Here is a 15,992-nt window from a genome sequence, read left to right on the forward strand (position 1 = left end):
AAGATTGTCATAACGTCAATGGCTCCGGAGGCTGAAATGAAACCGTACCGCATACCGCAACTGGCTAAACCTTACACAGACTACGACATGATTCAGCGGCATACGGATTTGCCGCCGTTTTCAGACGGGCGTGGTCATTTGTTATATATTTTTTTAAGTCACGGTTCACCTGCCGATCTGAAGGGCGTAGAACTGTTCACGCTCGTAACCGGACTGGTTCAGCTGGGGCTGGATACCCATGAGTCGATTGATCGTACACAGGAGGAGCCTGACAGAGACCTCATGCGATCCAGGCAGCTTAAGGTACTGGCCGGTGATTACTTCAGCAGCTGGTTTTATCATCTGCTGGCCAAGCGTGAGCAGATTGAAATGGTGGGTATTTTAAGTACGGCCGTTGCGGATGTTAACGTGATGAAGGCCAATCTGTACAGCAAGATGAAATCCATGATCCTTTCCGCGGAACAATATTTGCGACACACGGTACAGCTCAATATGAGGCTGTTTCTTTCTTTTACACCGATGATTGAGGAACCGTTTAAAGAGTTGTGGGAGAGACTGCTTGCCGAGTTTAGCCAATATGAGACCGTCCTGCTGGAGTTACGCCGTGGGGATGATACGGAAAATGCTGTGGATGGCTATTGCTACTTGAAGGTATTGGAGTCTGCTGCAGAAGATGAACGGCGGCGGCTGCTCGAGAAAGATATAGACCTTAAGGATTGGAAAAAGCTCAAGATGAAATACAAATGTGACTCGTTGCTGACGGACAAGCTGCATGGGTCGGTCCAGTCCATTCAGGGGTTGCTGCAGGGTGTCAAGGACGAAAGCCTGTTCAGCGAACTCAGTGCTGCGCTTGACCGCCTTCTTCTGCATATGAAAATTTCCGGTCAAGCTGCCGTGGAGGGTTAGGGAATGACAATAGAGAAAACGACCACACTCAGTGATCAAGGCACCAAACCCAAGGAACAGTTTGTGCATTCCGTCTTTGAGAGCATTGCTGGTAAATATGATTTGATGAATGATATATTGAGCTTCCGCAGGCACAAGGCTTGGCGTAAGTTCACCATGCGTAAGATGGGGATGAAGCCCGGAGACTCTGCAGTTGATCTGTGCTGCGGCACCTGTGACTGGAGCATCGCGCTCGCAGAAGCCAGCGGGAACGGTTCTGTTATGGGGCTTGATTTTAGTGCAGGGATGCTGGAAGTGGGCCGGCGTAAAGTGGAAGCGCGTCATCTTCAGAACCAGATTTCACTGGTACAGGGCAATGCCATGGAGCTTCCTTTCGGCGATAACTCGTTTGACTATGCAACGATAGGCTTTGGACTCCGCAATGTTCCAGATCCGGTTCAGGTCTTGAACGAAATGAAACGTGTGGTAAAACCGGGAGGCATGGTAGTATGTCTGGAATTGTCCAAACCGATGAAGCAGCCGTTCAAAGGCATCTATTATTTTTATTTCCAGCGTGTTCTTCCACTCCTTGGCAAACTCTTTGCGAAGAGATATGAACAATACAAATGGCTTCCTGAATCACTCGCCTTGTTCCCGGACAGAAAACAACTAGAAGTGATTTTCCGTGAAACCGGACTGCAAAAAGTGGAATCCTTCCCCTTGACCGGAGGCATCGCTGCACTACATATTGGGCTCAAGGAGAATTGTAATGCTTAAGAAAATCGGCATTTTTTTACAAATGATTAAATTTGAACATACCGTATTTGCTTTACCCTTCGCCTTCATGGGCGCGTTGCTTGGTTCGGTAGTGATGTTCGGGGTCTTGCCTTCCTGGGGGCAAATCGGCTGGATTGTTATTGCAATGTTCGGCGCACGCAGTGCAGCTATGGGACTGAACCGGTTAATTGACCGGATTAGTGACGCCAAAAATCCCCGTACAGCCGGAAGAGCCATTCCTGCCGGGCTGCTCAAGGTTGGCGAGGTGACCCTGTTTATTGCGTTCTCATTCTTTTTGCTGTTCTGGGCCGCATTCAAGCTGAATCCTTTGTCGGCCAAGCTGCTGCCTATCGCCGTATTCCTTCTTGTTTTTTATTCGTTCACCAAGCGTTTCACCTGGGCATGCCATCTGATTCTAGGCCTGACGATCGCTCTGGCTCCTCTTGGGGGCTGGGTTGCCGTTACCGGTACAGTGGATTGGACTTCCATGGTATTCTATTTCACGATTGTATTCTGGACCGCTGGATTTGATATCATTTACTCCTGTCAGGATGTTGAATTTGATAAGAACGAAGGACTGTACTCTATTCCTGTCCGTTTCGGCGTACCCAGAGCACTGACCATTGCGAAGGTGTTTCATATTCTTACGGGTGCTGGTTTTGTGTCGCTGCTGTTCATTACCGACTTAAGCTGGTGGTATGTAGCAGGGATGCTTATTGCCTACATTATTCTATTTTATGAGCATCTTATTGTGTCTCCGAGCGACCTTAGCCGGTTGCAGACGGCATTCTTCACCATGAATGGTGTACTGAGCATCGTAGTATTTTCATTTACTCTGATTGACTTGGTGGTGCAGTTTTACAAATGAATGAGCTTAAAGCGAAAAACTTTGTCGTGGGCATTACGGGAGCGAGCGGTGGAATTTATGGCGTCCAGTTGACCAAGGTCCTGCTTTCGCTGGGGCACTCGGTCCATTTGGTGGTAAGCAACGCCGGGTGGCGTGTATTTAAGGAAGAGCTCGGCTTTGCCGCCTCAGACCGGGAAGGGTTTCTGAACGAACAGTTCGGAGACTGTCCCGGTTCTCTGCATTATCACCCGATTGCCGATATCGGCGCTTCTATTGCCAGTGGCTCCTTCCGAACCGAAGCCATGATTATTATGCCTTGTTCCATGGGAACACTGTCTGCTGTAGCTCAGGGCAGTTCTGATAATTTGATGACCCGGGCTGCAGATGTCATGCTGAAGGAAGGGCGTCCACTTGTACTTGTACCCCGGGAAACACCTCTGCATGCGATACATCTGGAAAATATGCTGAAGCTGTCCCGCCTTGGGGTGAAAATGATTCCAGCGATGCCCGCATTTTATTATGGCCCCACAACCATAGAGGATCTGATTAACTTTATGGTGGGCAAGGTGCTCGACAGCTTGAACATTGAGCATTCATTATTTCGCAGATGGGGGGATGAAGGATGAGTCATCCGAAACCTACCGTTATCGGTAAAATCAGCTATACGAACTCATGGCCGGTATTTCATAATTTTCACCCATCGAGGTTAAGCTTCCCCGCAGAGATGGTGAGTGAGGTACCAGCCATTCTTAATCAGGGTATGGCCAGCGGAAACATCCAAGTAGGAGCACTCTCATCCTTCGCATATGCAGCCGCAAGCGAACGTCTGCTGCTGCTGCCGGATCTGTCTGTAAGTTCTGATGGTCCAGTAAAATCCATCCTGCTGTTCTCACGGGTGCCGATTGCGCAGATTGCTTCGGGAACAATTGCCGTTACTAACACCTCCGCTACATCGGTCAATTTGCTAAAAATCCTGCTGCAGAAAGCGATGGGCGGCAAGCCGGAATATATTAGTGCTGTCCCTGATCTGGACAAGATGATGGCACAGGCTGATGCCAGCCTGCTCATTGGCGACAATGCAATCAGGGCTTCTTGGCAGGATCAGGGCTATATCGTTACGGATCTTGGAGAGCTGTGGAAGGAATGGACCGGACTGGGCATGACCTTTGCCGTCTGGGCTGTTAACCGGGAGGCAGCCGAAACGAGGCCTAAGGCGATTGCTGAAATAGCCGAAGCCTTTGTGGAGAGTAAGACACTCGGCCAGCGGAACCTCGCACCCATTATCCGTGAGGCATGCACAGCTATCGGGGGGACAGCAGCCTTTTGGGACGGTTACTTCCGTAATTTGAGTTATGACTTTGGGGAAAGGCAACAGGAGGGTCTGAGTCTCTATTTCCGTTACGCCTATGAGCTGGGCTTATTGCCGCGGGAAGTGAAGATGGAGATTTGGAGCCATAATCTGCTGACACGGGTGAAAGAATGAAACGAATTCAAATGTTTGGACTGCTGAACAAAGATATGGATCAGATTGAAAAGGAACTCTACCGCAGCGTGCAGGGCGACGATGAACTGCTGGCAGAGACATCCCTGCATCTGTTGAAGGCAGGCGGCAAAAGGCTGCGCCCTGTCTTTGTGCTGATGGGCGGCAAATTCGGACAATATGATCTGGAGAAGCTGAAACGGGTTGCCATTCCTCTGGAGCTGATCCACAGCGCTTCGCTCGTACATGATGATGTGATTGATGATGCAGAGCTGCGGCGCGGGGAACTGACAGTCAAAGCAAAATGGGGCGACAAAATTGCCATGTACACCGGGGACTACATTTATGCGAAAGCGCTAGTGATGACCTCAGAGTTGAGTAATCCGAGAATACACCAAATCCTCTCCAGAGCGATGGTGGAAATGTCTATCGGAGAGATGGAGCAGATCCGTGACTTCTTCAACAGCGAGCAGAGTGTACGCCATTATCTCCGGCGCATCCGCCGCAAGACTGCCCTGCTGATTGCCATCAGCTGCCAGCTGGGGGCTTTAGCCGCCGATGCCGAGCCGGATACGGCTAAACTGCTCTACGATTACGGATATAACGTTGGTATGGCGTTCCAGATCCGTGACGATCTGCTCGATCTTTCCGGGACGGAAAAGCAAATTGGCAAACCGCCGGGCAGTGATATGCGGCAGGGCAATATCACCCTGCCGGTGATATACAGCCTGGAGGACCATCGGATTCGCGGTGCACTGCTTACAGAACTGGCATCTATCCGTGAAGGACATAGCGGTGTCGGACGCGCCATAGATCTGATTCTGTCAGGCGAAGGCATATCCAGAGCGGAAGAGCTGGCATCCCGCTACATTTCCAAGGCTCTTGTGGCGCTGGATCAACTTCCAAGCAACAGAACAAAGCGCAACCTGAAGGATATCGCTTTTTTTGTGACAGGCAGAGCTTACTAATTGAAATGCTAAAAATATTAAGCGTTCACAGATGGCGTGCTTTCTGATACTATCAAAAAAACAGCTAATTTTTTTTCGGAATAACAGAAAATGGAGAGTGACTCTATGGAGCAAACGTATCTGATGATTAAGCCGGATGGAGTACAACGCGGACTGATCGGGCGAATTGTGGCCCGACTGGAGGATAAGGGATTTAAGCTGGTTGCCGGCAAGCTGATTTCCGTTACGGAAGAGCAGGCGAAGAAGCATTATGCAGAACATGAAGGGAAAGACTTTTTTCCTGAATTGGTACGTTTTATCACCTCTGGGCCTGTATTCGCCATGGTATGGGAAGGCGATGATGTAGTAGCGTTATCCCGTATCATGATCGGTAAAACCAAGGTTGGGGAAGCTCTGCCGGGTACGATCCGTGGGGATTTTGCCAGTCATACCCCTCTGAACCTGATTCATGGTTCGGATTCACCGGAAAGCGCAAAGCGTGAAATTGCCAACTTCTTTGCTCCGGCTGAGCTGGCAGATTATACTAAAGACATCGCAGCCTGGATGTAGTTTCAGGCGGGAGGCAGGGGAAATGAATGGCTGAACGAGAAGAAACATCAACTGCAGAAGACCGGGATTACTCTGGTTTTATTCATAATGTCAAGCAGAGCACCGGTATTGATCTGGCCCAGTACAAGGAAGCGCAGATGAAACGTCGTCTGACCACGTTGCGTACGAAGAATGGCTATCCGTCTTTTAGTGATTTCTTTGCAGCAATGATGAAGGATAAAGCACTGTTCTATGAATTTCTGGACCGTATGACCATCAATGTCTCGGAATTCTGGCGCAATCCTAACCGCTGGGAGGTTCTGCGGGATACCATTCTGCCTGAGCTGCAGCGTTCGGGCCGCAGACTGAAACTATGGAGTGCCGCTTGCTCAACTGGTGAAGAGCCTTACACATTGGCCATGATCCTATCGGATAAAAATATTCTGGCCCAGACTGGAATTCTGGCGACGGACATTGATGACGGTGCGCTGGCCAAAGCAAAGCAGGGCATTTATCTGGAGCGTTCGCTGAAGGATGTGCCGAAGGATGTCGCCGGCCGCTATTTCACACCGGAAGGGCCTGTGTTCAAGGTCAGTGAAGGTCTCAAAAAAAATATAGACTTCCGCAAGCAGAACCTGCTGCTGGACAAGTTTGATGAAGGCTTCGATTTGATTATCTGCCGCAATGTTATGATTTATTTTACGGAAGAGGCCAAAAACAAGCTGTACCACAAGTTCTCGGCAAGCCTGCGCCCGGGCGGATATTTATTCGTGGGCAGTACAGAACAGATTTTCACACCGGCACAATACGGATTCGAGTCGACGGAGACGTTCTTTTACCGCAAGAAATAAACCCGCTGTAACGGCCAGGTTAGGCTTTCATTATGAATACGTATACTTTCGCATGGTTTCAGTGATACTGGATAGTAGAAATGATTACGTGCGCCATACGAAAGGTCGTTCATTCCAATGGATAAAAGCAAGGTCATTGATGCCTACAGACGCGGCTTCCTGACCGTCCGTGAATGCGGGCAAATTCTTGGTGTCGAAGAGCGGCAGCTGCAAAGTCTGCTCATGCTCGAAGAGGGCAAGTCAGCATGTATGCCGTCCGTCCGCAAAATCGGCAGCTGATACAGGGGCCGGTCAGGTTAGAATACAGCGTCGTCTTTACTCGCAAGAGTGGGGACGGCGCTGTTCTTTTTCGTGCTGACAGAGGGTATGCCGGACGTATCCCTTTCTTGTCAAAGCGGATTCCCTATACTATAATGAGCAAAGACATTTAACATTTTAGCGGTTTACAGTTTAAAAGTGTGAAGGGGGAACGCAGCATGAGTTTACGCTATTTAACAGCGGGGGAAACGCACGGCCCCCAGCTAACAGCCATTATTGAAGGACTGCCCAGCAATTTGACACTTAATTTTGAAGAGCTCAATTTTCAACTGCAGCGGCGGCAAAAAGGGTACGGGCGTGGACGCCGGATGCAGATTGAGAAGGATACTGCAGAAATCGTCGGCGGTGTGCGCCATGGTAATACAACAGGTGCCCCGGTGGCTCTGGTGGTTGAGAATAAGGATTGGACTCACTGGAAGAATATTATGAATATCGAACCTATCCCTGGCAGCGATGAAGAGAAGCGACGCGTCAACCGTCCTCGTCCTGGACATGCGGACCTGAACGGCGGATTGAAGTATAACCTGACTGACCTGCGTAATGTTCTGGAGCGCTCCAGTGCCCGCGAAACGGCAGCAAGAGTAGCTGTTGGGGCAGTGGCCCGTCAGCTGCTCGCAGCGTTCGGAGTAAAGATCGCAGGACAGGTCATCCGTATCGGTGAGATTGAGGCGCCTGCCAATGATCTGCCTATTGATGAGTTGATTGAGCAGACTGAAGCTTCTTCTGTGAGAGTGGTGGATAAAGAGACTGAGCAGAAGATGGAAGCTTACATAGACAAGATCAAGGAGGAAGGCGACTCCATTGGCGGTATTGTGGAATGTATCGTCGAGGGCCTACCTGTCGGTCTGGGCAGCTATGTGCACAATGACCGTAAGCTGGATAGTGCCATAGCGGGAGCAGTAATGTCCATCAATGCCTTCAAAGGTGTTGAAATCGGCATTGGCTTTGAAGCAGGCAAGCTGCGGGGCTCCCAGGTTCATGATGAGATCATGTATGAAGCTTCCCGGGGATACTACCGGGCAAGCAATCGTCTGGGCGGCTTTGAAGGCGGAATGACTAACGGTATGCCGGTTGTGGTCCGCGGAGTCATGAAGCCCATTCCGACGCTGTATAAGCCGCTGCAGAGTGTAGATATTGATACCAAAGAGCCATTCACTGCCCAGGTGGAACGTTCCGATGCTTGTGCTGTACCAGCTGCTTGTGTAGTTCTTGAGAATGTGGTTGCCTGGGAAATCGCCAAGGCATTTCTGGATAAGTTTGGCGGCGATTCCATCGAGGAAATCAGAGCCAATTATAATAGCTACCAGGCGCAACTGGAGAGCTACTGATGGTGCGCAGTATTACGGTAGACTTAGGTGAACGTTCCTATCCGATCCATATTGGCAGCGGACTCCTTCGGGACATCGGGCGGCAATGTGTTCAGGCTGGATTCCCGCTCCGAAGTCCACTGCTCGTTGTCAGTGACAGTGAAGTGGCTCCACGTTACCTTCCGGTGGTGGAGGCCGCCCTGCGGGAACAGGGATATTCTGTAGTTAGCCACGTTATTGAAGCTGGTGAAGCGTCCAAATCCCTGGCTGTGTATGAAGATGTTATTACTACGGCAATTCAGGCCGGTCTGGACCGCAGTTCGGCGGTACTTGCACTGGGTGGCGGCGTAGTTGGGGATTTGGCGGGCTTTGTCGCCGCATCCTACATGCGGGGAATAGGGTTCGTTCAGATTCCTACTACCATTCTGGCTCACGACAGCAGTGTGGGTGGGAAGGTAGCGGTTAACCATCCCCTGGCGAAAAACATGATCGGAGCTTTTTATCAGCCCACGATGGTAGTCTATGATCTGGATACCCTGAGTACACTACCGCCGCGCCAAGTCTCTTCCGGTTTAGCCGAAGTGGTGAAGCATGGTCTGATTCTGGACCGTGAGTTTGCTTACTGGTGCCGTGAGCATGCTTCTGCGCTCCTCGCTCTAAATGCAGATGCGCTGGGTTACGCTCTGGAACGAGGGTGTGCAATCAAGGCTGAAGTTGTTGGTAATGACGAGCGCGAGCATGGGCAAAGAGCGATTCTGAATCTAGGACATACGATCGGGCACGCTATAGAAGCGGTAGGTGGATATGGAGTATTTCTCCACGGTGAAGCCATCGCTATCGGAATGGCCGGATCTGCGCTTTTAGCTGCCAAGCTAGGCCGGGATCAAGCCATTTATGAGGATACTATTTCGATGTTGTCCGCACTGGGGCTGCCTGTAAGGCTACCTGCGGAGTACAGCGAGGATGAATTAATGGAAGCAATGATGCATGATAAGAAATTCAAGGAAGGCAAGATGACTTTTATCGTACCGGATTCAATCGGCGTTGTCAGTATCGTAAATGATGTGCAGCAAAGTGCCGTCCGTGAGGTTATCTCGCAGCTTAAGGAGGAGGGAAGCCCATGGTGAACCGGGGCATTCGCGGTGCAACGACCGTATCCAATAATGAGGAAAATGAGATTTTGCGTGAAACGGTTGTACTGCTGCGCGAAATTGTAGAGCGTAATGATGTCATTGCGGAAGATATCTGTAGTGTATGGATTACTGTCACCGGTGATCTGGATGCTACCTTTCCGGCACGTGCTATTCGTGAAATTGAAGGCTGGGATCTGGTGCCTTTGATGTGCTCCGTGGAAATACCCGTCAAAGGCGGCCTGCCTATGTGCATCCGGTTGATGGTACAGGTGAACACGGACAAGTCACAACGGGATATCCGCCATGTCTATCTAAATGAAGCCCAGAGGCTCCGTCCGGATCTCTAACAGAAGAAGTAACAAATTATCTGTACGGGGTTGCCATAGACCAAAGTCATCATGTATAGTGTAGTTAGCCGAGTGAAGCAGAGTTTAGTTTAGATGAGATGAGTATAGTTGAGCAGAGTGCAGGATTTTAGTTGAGTACAGGCATACCGTTGTTTGCAGATCTCTTTTTGGGGTACCCTTTGGTGCTAATTTTGCACTATAGTTGTATTCATTAATGAGAGTAGTGCAACCATTCAGATGGTTTTATGCCGGTCCTTTGCGCTTTTTCATATACTTACTTACACAAACCTCTACTTCGGTAGAGGTTTTTCTGTATTTCGGACAATATAAACCAACATCCCAAGGAGGTATCCCAAGTGACCCATCCAAAAGTAGAAGAAGTGCTGTCTCTGTCGCGGGAATATAATTTGATTCCTGTAGTGAAAAGGCTGCTCGCCGATATGGAGACACCCATCCGGTTATTCTCGCGTTTTGCCGAGCAGGACCGGGCATTTTTGCTGGAAAGTGTAGAGGGCGGGATCCAGTGGGCGCGGTATTCTTTTATCGGCAGTGAGCCCTTCCTGATGATTTCCGGTAAAAAGGGCGTGATCCATGTTGAGGTCGGCGGAGAGAAGAGACAGGTGCTCGGCAAACCTGTTGAAGAACTGAAAGCACTGCTTCGCTCCTACCGCAGTCCCAAGCTGGAAGGGATGCCTCCTTTTACCGGCGGTGCTATTGGATTCTTCGGATATGATTTGCTGCAGTATTATGAAAAGCTGTCGTCCCATGCAGTGGACGATTTGAACATGGATGATATCCGGTTCATGTTCTGCGACCGTATTATTGTGTTCGATCATGTGAAGCAGCAAATTCTGCTGGTGGGAAACCTGCACATCAAGGATGGCGATACAGACTCCGATATCCGAGCCGGATATGAGGAGCTGAGCCGCCGCTTAGAGGATATGGCTGAAGAGCTGCAGAAGGAAGGTCCCAAAGAGAACGTTAACCGGCGCAGCATTCCCCACGACATCGAACTTGGTGAGATTCATTCTAATCTTACCAAAGAACAATATATCAGCAATGTGGAACAGGCGAAGGAATACATCCGGGCCGGGGATATTTTTCAGGTAGTGCTGTCCCAGCGGCTGCATATTGAAACTGAAGTATCACCCCTGCATGTCTACCGGATGCTGCGTACGCTCAACCCTTCGCCTTATATGTATTATCTGAAAATGGATGAGGAAATTATCGTGGGCACTTCACCCGAGGCCTTGGTCAAAGTCGATGGAAACCGTGTAGAGACCCGTCCGATTGCCGGAACGCGGCCCCGCGGGGAGAATGAAGCACAGGACCGGGCCCTGACCGCTGAACTGCTTGAGGATGAGAAGGAACGGGCGGAACACCTGATGCTGGTGGATCTCGGCCGTAATGACCTCGGGAGGGTTTCAAAATTTGGTACGGTGAAATGCGATTCCTTCATGGAAATAGAGAAATACTCGCATGTGATGCATATGGTCTCCAATGTGTCAGGCACGCTTGACGAGGGTAAGAATTTCTTCGATGCTTTCCTCTCATGTCTGCCGGCAGGCACGGTTTCCGGTGCGCCGAAGCTGCGGGCGATGGAAATTATCGCAGAGCTGGAACAGGAAGCAAGAGGTGCATACGCCGGAGCTATAGGGTATCTTGGATTTTCCGGAAACATGGACTCCTGTATCACAATCCGTACCATTATTTTCCGTAAAGGACGTGCTTATGTTCAGGCTGGGGCGGGAATTGTCTGGGATTCTGTACCGGAGAAGGAATATGAAGAGACGGTCAACAAAGCTAAAGGGATGCTGAAGGCCATTCGGATGGCCGAGGCGATGTTCCCGTCAGAGATCAAAGAAAAGCAGGTTATCAACCAGGATTACATGTATGAATATACCCCTTAATCAGGGATGACCCAATATAGAATCTAAAGGATAATGATGAGGAGGAGATAACGATGGATGCAAGCCAATTGATTCAAGCAGGAATAGCCGCTCTGATCGAGGGCCGGAATCTGAACCGCGTGCAGGCGCGCGAGATTATGGGTACAATTATGGAAGGATCGGCCTCACCGGTACAGATAGGCTCTCTGCTGACCGCGCTGCGGATCAAGGGGGAAACGGTTGAAGAGATCACCGGCTTCGCGGAAGCGATGCGGGGATTCAGCACACATGTGCTTACAGAACGCTCACAGCTTCTGGATACGTGCGGAACCGGGGGCTCCGGCATTCATAAGTTCAATATATCCACGGCCTCGGCGATAATATCTTCCGCAGCTTCCGTCCGAGTAGCCAAGCACGGAAACCGTTCCGCATCGGGCAGAGCGGGCAGCGCCGATGTGCTTGAGGCGCTTGGAGTCAATATTCATCTAAATGCAGATCAGGCCGTTCAGTGTTTGGAAAGTATAGGTATTTGTTTCCTGTTTGCCCAAATCTATCATCCATCGATGAAGCATGCCGCAGCCCCCCGAAAAGAACTCGGGTTCCGCACGGTGTTCAATATGTTGGGGCCGCTCACCAATCCGGCAGGGGCTGACCGTCAGCTGATGGGTATCTACGACCGGGACAAAACAGAAATTGTAGCTAATGTCCTGAAAGAGCTGGGGTCCAAACGAGCGATGATAGTGAGCAGTCTGGATGGTCTGGATGAGATCAGTATTTCAGCACCCACCCAGGTGTCCGAACTGAAGAATGGTGTGGTAACCACTTATGAGATTAATCCACAGGAACTGGGATTAAGCACGCATCCGCTGGAGGATGTGCTTGGCGGTGACGCGGCGGAGAATGCGGCTATAATCACCGGAGTGCTGCAAGGCGGACTGAATCCATACCGTGATATTGTTCTTGCCAATGCAGGTGCCTGCATTTATGTGGCTGGACTTGCAGATACGTTAAAAGAAGGTGTAGATAAGGCTAGAACTGTAGTGGATTCCGGTGCTGCGCTGCTGAAGCTGGAGCAGCTTAAAGCCATGACGAAGGAGCTTGATTATGTATCTTGAACGGATTGTCGCCACCAAAGTCAAGGAAGTAGAAGCCTTAAGTAAGACGTTCTCTATAGAAGAGGCCAAGCGGCAGATTGCAGTACTGCCACCAACGAGAGGGTTCCGCAACGCGCTTACGAAATCGCGGAACCGATCTATGGGGCTGATTGCCGAGGTGAAGAAGGCTTCGCCTTCCAAAGGACTGATCCGGGCGGATTTCGATCCGGTATCCATAGCTCAGGGCTATGCAGCAGGAGGAGCGGATTGTTTATCAGTCCTTACGGATAAAGACTATTTTCAGGGCAGCAGCGCATATCTTCAGCAGGCAAGGGAAGCCGTAAATCTTCCACTGCTGCGCAAGGATTTCATCATTGACGAACGTCAGATCTACGAAGCGCGTCTCCTGGGGGCGGATGCCATATTGCTGATAGCAGCGATTCTGACACCAGAACAACTAATTTCCTTCACCGACATAGCGGCGGAGTTGGGACTTGATATACTGATTGAGGTTCATGACCGGAGCGAATTGGAAATGGTTCTGGCGACCGGAAAGGTAGAACATCCGGGGGTTCTGCTAGGCATCAACAACCGGAATTTGCGAACATTCGAAACCGCATTAGCCACAACAGCGGAACTTGCTGCTCTTCTTCCCGCCACAGTTCCTGTGATCAGCGAGAGTGGAATAGCCGGACCTGCTGATATCGATTATCTGAAGATTACAGGAGCGATCGGTGTTCTGGTAGGAGAGTATCTGATGCGCCAGCCTGATGTGGAACAAGCAGTGAACGAACTGCTGGGTTCGCTGCCGGAAGGAAAGGAACGTGCCGCACATGGCTGAGGCGGTGGTAAAAATCTGTGGACTTCAGGACGTTGAAGTGCTAAAATCTATGAAGCGATTACCTCTGGATTATGTGGGATTTGTGTTTGCTGAGAGCCGCCGCAAGGTCAGTCCTGAGCATGCATCAGAGCTCATCGCTGAACTTGCTGGATGGGAGAACGGGAAGCCCCCCCTTGCGGCTGGAGTGTTTGTGAATCCTTCACTTGATGAGCTAGCCTCAATACTTTCTACGGTGCCACTTGATGTTGTTCAGCTGCATGGCCAGGAGAGTGCAGACTATTGCCGGGCCGTCAAAGCAGCTTTTCCACAGGTGCAGGTATGGAAGGCTCTTTCTGTAGCTGATAGTGAAGCTAACTCTGCCGGGAACGGCCCTCATACTTTGCAGCAATATTCCGGTGCGATAGATGCCCTGCTGCTGGATACATATGACCCGGCCGGTAGCGGCGGCTTGGGTCGAACGTTTGAGTGGGAGAGGATTCCAGCGTATCAACAGACAGCTTCTGAATATGGTCTGCCCTTATTTGTAGCCGGCGGACTGCATCCGGATAATGTGCGTGAACTGTTGAATGGCTATGCTCCATATGGTGTGGATGTTTCAAGCGGAGTAGAGAGCGATGGATTGAAGGACATCGTTAAAATAACAGCTTTTGTGGAAAGGGTGAAGCAATCATGATACAAGTACCGGACAAGAATGGACGTTTTGGTTCTTTTGGAGGCCGCTTCGTTCCTGAAACGTTGATGAATGCACTGATCGAGCTGGAGGAGGCCTACAACAGGTTTTCCGCAGATCCGGCTTTTCAGAAGGAAGTAGATTATCTGCTCAAGCAATACTCCGGACGTGAGACCCCTCTATATTATGCTGAGCGCCTCAGTAAGCATCTGGGAGAGGCTAAAATATATTTAAAACGTGAAGACCTTAACCATACCGGAGCACACAAAATCAACAATGCAATTGGCCAGGGCATCCTTGCCAAATTGATGGGTAAAACCAAAGTGATCGCCGAGACCGGAGCAGGCCAGCATGGGGTTGCCACGGCCACAGTAGCGGCTCTGCTAGGGATGGAATGCAAGGTGTTCATGGGTGAAGAGGACACTCGCCGTCAGGCTTTGAACGTGTTCCGTATGAAGCTGCTAGGGGCAGAAGTCATTCCTGTGACCTCTGGTTCGCGGACACTCAAGGACGCTGGGAATGAAGCGCTTCGCTACTGGGTGAGCAACGTTGAGGACACCTTCTACGTGCTGGGTTCTGCTGTAGGCCCTCATCCATACCCGATGATGGTCCGCAATTTCCAGCGGATTATCGGCGATGAGACGCGGAGGCAGATTCTGGAGGCCGAAGGAAGGCTGCCGGATCTTCTGGTAGCGGCAGTAGGAGGAGGCAGCAACGCGATCGGTATGTTCTACCCGTTCATGGAGGATGAGCAGGTGGGGATGATCGGGGTGGAAGCTGCCGGCAAAGGCGTTGATACTCCGTTCCATGCGGCTACCATGAGTAAAGGTACCCAAGGGGTGTTCCAGGGTTCACTTAGTTATTTGCTTCAGGATGAACATGGACAGGTACAGGAGGCACATTCGATCTCGGCCGGACTGGACTATCCGGGAGTAGGCCCTGAGCATTCCTATCTTAAGGATGTTCATCGGGCGCAATATGTGCCGGTTACGGATGATGAAGCCCTGGAAGCCCTCAAGCTGCTTTGCGTAACAGAAGGTATTATTCCGGCTCTTGAATCTGCCCATGCTATCGCGCATGTAACGAAGCTCGGACCGACTCTGACCAAGGACGATATCGTGGTGATCTGTTTGTCGGGACGCGGCGATAAAGACGTTGAGTCGATCATGGCCTACACAGAAGGAGCGGGTAAGTGATGACAACCGAAACAACGAACCGGATGGATTTGACCTTCCGTAAGCTGAAAGAGGAGGGCCGGACGGCACTAATTCCTTTCTTGACTGTAGGCGATCCGGATCTGGAGACGACGCTTGCGATCATCGCTGAGCTGGAAGCGGCAGGCGCAGATATCCTGGAGCTGGGTGTGCCTTATTCTGATCCGCTGGCGGACGGTCCGGTGATCCAGCGGGCCTCTTCCAGAGCGCTGCGCGGCAATATACATCTTCGCACCTGCATGGAAACCGCGTTAAAAGCACGCCAGGCTGGAAGCAAGCTGCCATTTATCCTTTTTACTTATTACAATCCGGTCATGCAAATGGGACTGGACAACTTTTTCTCTCTGCTTGATGCCCATGAGATCAGTGGTCTGATTATTCCTGATCTCCCGGTTGAAGAGTCAGCGGACATGCGTGAGCGGAGCCGGACTGCCGGAGTAAATCTGATTCCGCTTGTAGCACCTACCTCCAGCGAACGGATTGCCCGGATTGTCTCCGGGGCCAGTGGTTTCGTCTACTGCGTTTCCTCGCTTGGAGTCACAGGAGAACGTTCTTCTTTTCATACCGGAGTGGATGAGTTCATAGCATCTGTCCGTCAAGCTACTGATCTTCCTGTGGCGGTAGGTTTTGGTATATCGACCGCCGAGCAGGTGGCGCGGTTTGCCCGCATCTGCGATGGAGTAGTAGTAGGCAGTGCTATTGTCCGCAAGGTCGAGGATGTCATACCGCTTCTGGATAATCCGGCTACCCGAAGTGAAGGCCTGTTGCAAATTCGTGAATTTGTGGCACAATTGAAACCATAACGTCTGCTGGCAGACCTGTACCCGTTGTAATATTTATGGA

18 protein-coding genes are annotated in these 15,992 nt (G+C 50.7%); all 18 read left to right on the forward strand.

Translation table 11 applies throughout. From position 1 onward, the window contains the following. The first annotated feature begins 36 nt into the window (after positions 1–36). The 18 genes from A3848_RS25250 (at position 37) to trpA (ending at position 15,952) form a co-directional block, all read left to right on the forward strand. Positions 37–906 (forward strand): heptaprenyl diphosphate synthase component 1, encoded by an 870-nt coding sequence (locus A3848_RS25250; RefSeq protein ID WP_074087613.1) that lies wholly within the window; start codon positions 37–39, stop codon positions 904–906. 3 nt (positions 907–909) lie between these two features. Continuing rightward, a complete protein-coding gene (locus tag A3848_RS25255; protein WP_074087614.1) occupies positions 910–1,662 on the forward strand; it encodes a demethylmenaquinone methyltransferase in 753 nt (250 codons plus the stop codon). Beyond that, positions 1,655–2,530 (forward strand): UbiA-like polyprenyltransferase, encoded by an 876-nt coding sequence (locus A3848_RS25260; protein ID WP_074087615.1) that lies wholly within the window; start codon positions 1,655–1,657, stop codon positions 2,528–2,530. The genes A3848_RS25255 and A3848_RS25260 overlap by 8 nt, the downstream gene beginning before the upstream one ends. Beyond that, complete coding sequence (locus tag A3848_RS25265) at positions 2,527–3,135, forward strand: UbiX family flavin prenyltransferase (protein WP_074087616.1); 609 nt, start codon at positions 2,527–2,529, stop codon at positions 3,133–3,135. The genes A3848_RS25260 and A3848_RS25265 overlap by 4 nt, the downstream gene beginning before the upstream one ends. Then, positions 3,132–3,992, forward strand: a complete 861-nt coding sequence (locus tag A3848_RS25270) for a menaquinone biosynthetic enzyme MqnA/MqnD family protein (protein ID WP_074087617.1) — start codon at positions 3,132–3,134, stop codon at positions 3,990–3,992. The genes A3848_RS25265 and A3848_RS25270 overlap by 4 nt, the downstream gene beginning before the upstream one ends. Continuing rightward, a complete protein-coding gene (locus tag A3848_RS25275) occupies positions 3,989–4,957 on the forward strand; it encodes a polyprenyl synthetase family protein (RefSeq protein WP_074087618.1) in 969 nt (322 codons plus the stop codon). Before A3848_RS25270 ends, A3848_RS25275 begins: the two co-directional genes overlap by 4 nt. Before the next feature lie 105 nt (positions 4,958–5,062). Then, positions 5,063–5,506, forward strand: coding sequence for a nucleoside-diphosphate kinase (gene ndk, locus A3848_RS25280; RefSeq protein WP_074087619.1), 444 nt, complete (start codon positions 5,063–5,065; stop codon positions 5,504–5,506). A 26-nt stretch (positions 5,507–5,532) separates the two neighbouring features. Beyond that, positions 5,533–6,336: a CheR family methyltransferase gene (locus tag A3848_RS25285; protein WP_074087620.1), complete on the forward strand. Its 804-nt coding sequence runs from the start codon at positions 5,533–5,535 to the stop codon at positions 6,334–6,336. A gap of 117 nt (positions 6,337–6,453) precedes the next feature. Continuing rightward, positions 6,454–6,615 carry a hypothetical protein gene (locus A3848_RS32485; protein ID WP_167374672.1) on the forward strand — a complete coding sequence of 54 codons (162 nt, stop codon included), beginning with the start codon at positions 6,454–6,456 and terminating at the stop codon, positions 6,613–6,615. A 197-nt stretch (positions 6,616–6,812) separates the two neighbouring features. Next, on the forward strand, positions 6,813–7,982 hold the full coding sequence (aroC, locus tag A3848_RS25290) for a chorismate synthase (protein ID WP_074087621.1): 1,170 nt from the start codon (positions 6,813–6,815) through the stop codon (positions 7,980–7,982). After that, positions 7,982–9,088, forward strand: coding sequence for a 3-dehydroquinate synthase (gene aroB / locus A3848_RS25295; RefSeq protein ID WP_371916101.1), 1,107 nt, complete (start codon positions 7,982–7,984; stop codon positions 9,086–9,088). The genes aroC and aroB overlap by 1 nt, the downstream gene beginning before the upstream one ends. After that, complete coding sequence (gene aroH / locus A3848_RS25300) at positions 9,082–9,441, forward strand: chorismate mutase (protein ID WP_074087622.1); 360 nt, start codon at positions 9,082–9,084, stop codon at positions 9,439–9,441. The genes aroB and aroH overlap by 7 nt, the downstream gene beginning before the upstream one ends. 356 nt (positions 9,442–9,797) lie before the next feature. Continuing rightward, positions 9,798–11,351, forward strand: coding sequence for an anthranilate synthase component I (gene trpE, locus A3848_RS25305; protein ID WP_074087623.1), 1,554 nt, complete (start codon positions 9,798–9,800; stop codon positions 11,349–11,351). A gap of 53 nt (positions 11,352–11,404) precedes the next feature. Continuing rightward, positions 11,405–12,445 (forward strand): anthranilate phosphoribosyltransferase, encoded by a 1,041-nt coding sequence (trpD, locus tag A3848_RS25310; RefSeq protein ID WP_074087624.1) that lies wholly within the window; start codon positions 11,405–11,407, stop codon positions 12,443–12,445. Continuing rightward, on the forward strand, positions 12,435–13,265 hold the full coding sequence (trpC, locus tag A3848_RS25315; RefSeq protein ID WP_074087625.1) for an indole-3-glycerol phosphate synthase TrpC: 831 nt from the start codon (positions 12,435–12,437) through the stop codon (positions 13,263–13,265). Before trpD ends, trpC begins: the two co-directional genes overlap by 11 nt. Next, positions 13,258–13,938 carry a phosphoribosylanthranilate isomerase gene (locus A3848_RS25320; protein WP_074087626.1) on the forward strand — a complete coding sequence of 227 codons (681 nt, stop codon included), beginning with the start codon at positions 13,258–13,260 and terminating at the stop codon, positions 13,936–13,938. The genes trpC and A3848_RS25320 overlap by 8 nt, the downstream gene beginning before the upstream one ends. After that, entirely contained in the window at positions 13,935–15,131 is a 1,197-nt protein-coding gene (trpB, locus tag A3848_RS25325) for a tryptophan synthase subunit beta (protein ID WP_074087627.1), read from the forward strand. Before A3848_RS25320 ends, trpB begins: the two co-directional genes overlap by 4 nt. Beyond that, positions 15,131–15,952 (forward strand): tryptophan synthase subunit alpha, encoded by an 822-nt coding sequence (gene trpA / locus A3848_RS25330; protein WP_074087628.1) that lies wholly within the window; start codon positions 15,131–15,133, stop codon positions 15,950–15,952. Before trpB ends, trpA begins: the two co-directional genes overlap by 1 nt. The last annotated feature ends 40 nt before the right edge of the window (positions 15,953–15,992 follow it).

This window comes from Paenibacillus sp. P32E, assembly GCF_001909085.1.
Classification (GTDB): Bacteria; Bacillota; Bacilli; order Paenibacillales; family Paenibacillaceae; genus Paenibacillus_AQ; species Paenibacillus_AQ helianthi.

Bases quoted from the DNA above. Each gene is read 5' to 3' on its own strand.
- A3848_RS25260 (WP_074087615.1), top strand. From the start codon at position 1,655: ATGCTTAAGAAAATCGGCATTTTTTTACAAATGATTAAATTTGAACAT.
- A3848_RS25255 (WP_074087614.1), top strand. From the start codon at position 910: ATGACAATAGAGAAAACGACCACACTCAGTGATCAAGGCACCAAACCC.
- trpA (WP_074087628.1), top strand. From the start codon at position 15,131: ATGACAACCGAAACAACGAACCGGATGGATTTGACCTTCCGTAAGCTG.
- ndk (WP_074087619.1), top strand. From the start codon at position 5,063: ATGGAGCAAACGTATCTGATGATTAAGCCGGATGGAGTACAACGCGGA.
- trpC (WP_074087625.1), top strand. From the start codon at position 12,435: ATGTATCTTGAACGGATTGTCGCCACCAAAGTCAAGGAAGTAGAAGCC.
- A3848_RS25285 (WP_074087620.1), top strand. From the start codon at position 5,533: ATGGCTGAACGAGAAGAAACATCAACTGCAGAAGACCGGGATTACTCT.
- A3848_RS25250 (WP_074087613.1), top strand. From the start codon at position 37: ATGAAACCGTACCGCATACCGCAACTGGCTAAACCTTACACAGACTAC.
- aroH (WP_074087622.1), top strand. From the start codon at position 9,082: ATGGTGAACCGGGGCATTCGCGGTGCAACGACCGTATCCAATAATGAG.
- aroC (WP_074087621.1), top strand. From the start codon at position 6,813: ATGAGTTTACGCTATTTAACAGCGGGGGAAACGCACGGCCCCCAGCTA.
- A3848_RS25320 (WP_074087626.1), top strand. From the start codon at position 13,258: ATGGCTGAGGCGGTGGTAAAAATCTGTGGACTTCAGGACGTTGAAGTG.
- A3848_RS25265 (WP_074087616.1), top strand. From the start codon at position 2,527: ATGAATGAGCTTAAAGCGAAAAACTTTGTCGTGGGCATTACGGGAGCG.
- A3848_RS25270 (WP_074087617.1), top strand. From the start codon at position 3,132: ATGAGTCATCCGAAACCTACCGTTATCGGTAAAATCAGCTATACGAAC.
- trpD (WP_074087624.1), top strand. From the start codon at position 11,405: ATGGATGCAAGCCAATTGATTCAAGCAGGAATAGCCGCTCTGATCGAG.
- trpB (WP_074087627.1), top strand. From the start codon at position 13,935: ATGATACAAGTACCGGACAAGAATGGACGTTTTGGTTCTTTTGGAGGC.
- A3848_RS25275 (WP_074087618.1), top strand. From the start codon at position 3,989: ATGAAACGAATTCAAATGTTTGGACTGCTGAACAAAGATATGGATCAG.
- aroB (WP_371916101.1), top strand. From the start codon at position 7,982: ATGGTGCGCAGTATTACGGTAGACTTAGGTGAACGTTCCTATCCGATC.
- A3848_RS32485 (WP_167374672.1), top strand. From the start codon at position 6,454: ATGGATAAAAGCAAGGTCATTGATGCCTACAGACGCGGCTTCCTGACC.